Here is a 2,070-nt window from a genome sequence, read left to right on the forward strand (position 1 = left end):
GTGGGTATCTTAGTGTGAGGGCTCCATGAACCCCACATTCAAAGTGCCCGGCTGATCTCGGATGCTGTGCTCCCGATTTCTTTCTGGAGCCCGCCCGCCATGATGCGACCCGACGCCAAAGTCGAAAAAGTTTACCTGTACCCCAAGCCTGTGGACTTTCGCAAATCCATCGACGGCTTGGCGGCTCTGGTCGAACTGGATATCAAAGTAGCGGTGTTCGATCCCGTGCTTTTTGTTTTTCTGAATCGCCACCGTAACCGGGTGAAAATCCTCTACTGGGAGCGCAATGGCTTTTGCCTTTGGCTCAAGCGCCTGGAGTCGGAGCGTTTCAAAACTTCGCCCGACGTCACCGACGAAGCCATCGTACTGAGCGTTCAGGAACTGAACTGGTTACTCGACGGCTTTGATCTTTGGCGCAATCGTCCCCATCAGGTTTTGACCCCACGCTTCGTGGCTTGACCCGGTATAATCCGGGCAATGATCTCCTTGCCCGATGACCTTCCCGATGACCCCGTTCTGCTCAAGCAACTCTTGCTTGAGGCACTGACTCGCCAGGCGAAAACGGCCGAAGTTTTGGAAGCTCACGAAGGCCATATCGTCGACCTGAAAGAACAGATCAAGCTGCTGCGCGACCGTCTGTTTGGGCGTAAATCCGAGCAAACGACCGAGCCCAACACTCCGCAACTGGCGCTGTTCAACGAGCCGGAAAGTGATCCACTGCTGGCCGTCGAGGATGCAGAAGAGGAAGTGGTTACGCCGACTGCGCGCCGTGGCAAACGCAAGCCGCTATCGACTGACCTGCCGCGTATCGAAGTCATCCACGAACTGTCCGAACACGAACTGACCTGTACCTGCGGTTGCCGCAAGCATGTGATCAGTGAAGAAGTCAGCGAGCAGCTGGACATCGTGCCGATGCAGATCCGCGTAATCAAACACATCCGCAAGGTCTACGGTTGCCGTGGTTGCGAAACCGCTCCGGTCACCGCCGACAAACCTGCGCAGTTGATCGAAAAGAGCATGGCCAGTCCAAGCGTGCTGGCGATGCTGCTGACGACCAAGTATGTCGATGGCTTGCCACTGCACCGTTTTGAAACGGTGCTGAGCCGACACGGTGTCGAGATTCCGCGTCAGACCTTGGCACGCTGGGTCATCCAGTGCGGCGAGCATTTGCAACCGCTGCTGAATCTGATGCGCGACCGGTTGCTGGAAAGCCCGGTGATCCACTGCGATGAAACTCGCGTCCAGGTCCTTAAAGAACCTGATCGAGACCCGACCAGCCAATCCTGGATGTGGGTGCAAGCCAGCGGGCCACCGGATCGAAAAGTTGTGTTGTTCGATTACACCTCCAGCCGAGCGCAGGAAGTACCTTTGCGTCTGCTGGATAGTTATCGCGGCTACGTCATGACGGACGATTACGCCGGCTATAACGCCTTGGCGTTGCAACCTGGTGTGGAGCGTTTGGCGTGCATGGCTCATGCGCGGCGCAAGTTCGTCGATGCTCAAAAAGTGCAGCCCAAAGGCAAGACGGGGCGTGCCGATATCGCGCTGACAATGATTAACAAGCTGTACGGCATCGAGCGTGAACTGAAGGACGTCAGTGACGAGCAGCGATTTATGGGCCGGCAGGAACAGAGCCTGCCGATCCTGGCGCAGTTGAAAAGCTGGTTGGATAAAACCCAGTCACAGGTGACGCCGCAAAGCGTGCTGGGCAAGGCTATTAACTATCTGGCCAGTAACTGGAGCCGACTGGAGCGTTACGTTGAGGCTGGTTTTTTACCAATCGACAACAACCCTGCGGAACGCGCGATTAAACCGTTTGTGATCGGGCGCAAGGCTTGGTTGTTCAGCGACACGCCCAAGGGCGCCACCGCCAGTGCGCAGATCTACAGCCTGGTCGAGACCGCTAAGATCAACGGCCAGGAGCCCTATACGTGGCTGCGCCACGTACTGGAGCGGCTACCACACGCGCAGTCGGTGACGGATTACGAAGCACTGCTGCCGTGGAACTGCTCGCCAGAGATGCCACGGTAAACCGAGATCCCACCTTGCGGCAGGTGGGGTTCATGGATC

At 57.1% G+C, this 2,070-nt stretch carries 2 protein-coding genes; both read left to right on the forward strand.

Annotated elements, in window-relative coordinates; translation table 11 throughout:
• Window positions 1–99 precede the first annotated feature (99 nt).
• The gene (gene tnpB / locus M5G17_RS24985) at window positions 100–459 is read left to right on the forward strand and encodes an IS66 family insertion sequence element accessory protein TnpB (RefSeq protein WP_273895537.1); all 360 of its coding nucleotides are present in this window, start codon (window positions 100–102) and stop codon (window positions 457–459) included.
• Between the two features lie 18 nt (window positions 460–477).
• Window positions 478–2,031, forward strand: a complete 1,554-nt coding sequence (gene tnpC, locus M5G17_RS24990; RefSeq protein WP_273895538.1) for an IS66 family transposase — start codon at window positions 478–480, stop codon at window positions 2,029–2,031.
• Window positions 2,032–2,070: the final 39 nt, after the last annotated feature.

The sequence above is a fragment of the Pseudomonas rubra genome, from assembly GCF_028656935.1.
GTDB lineage: Bacteria > Pseudomonadota > Gammaproteobacteria > Pseudomonadales > Pseudomonadaceae > Aquipseudomonas > Aquipseudomonas rubra.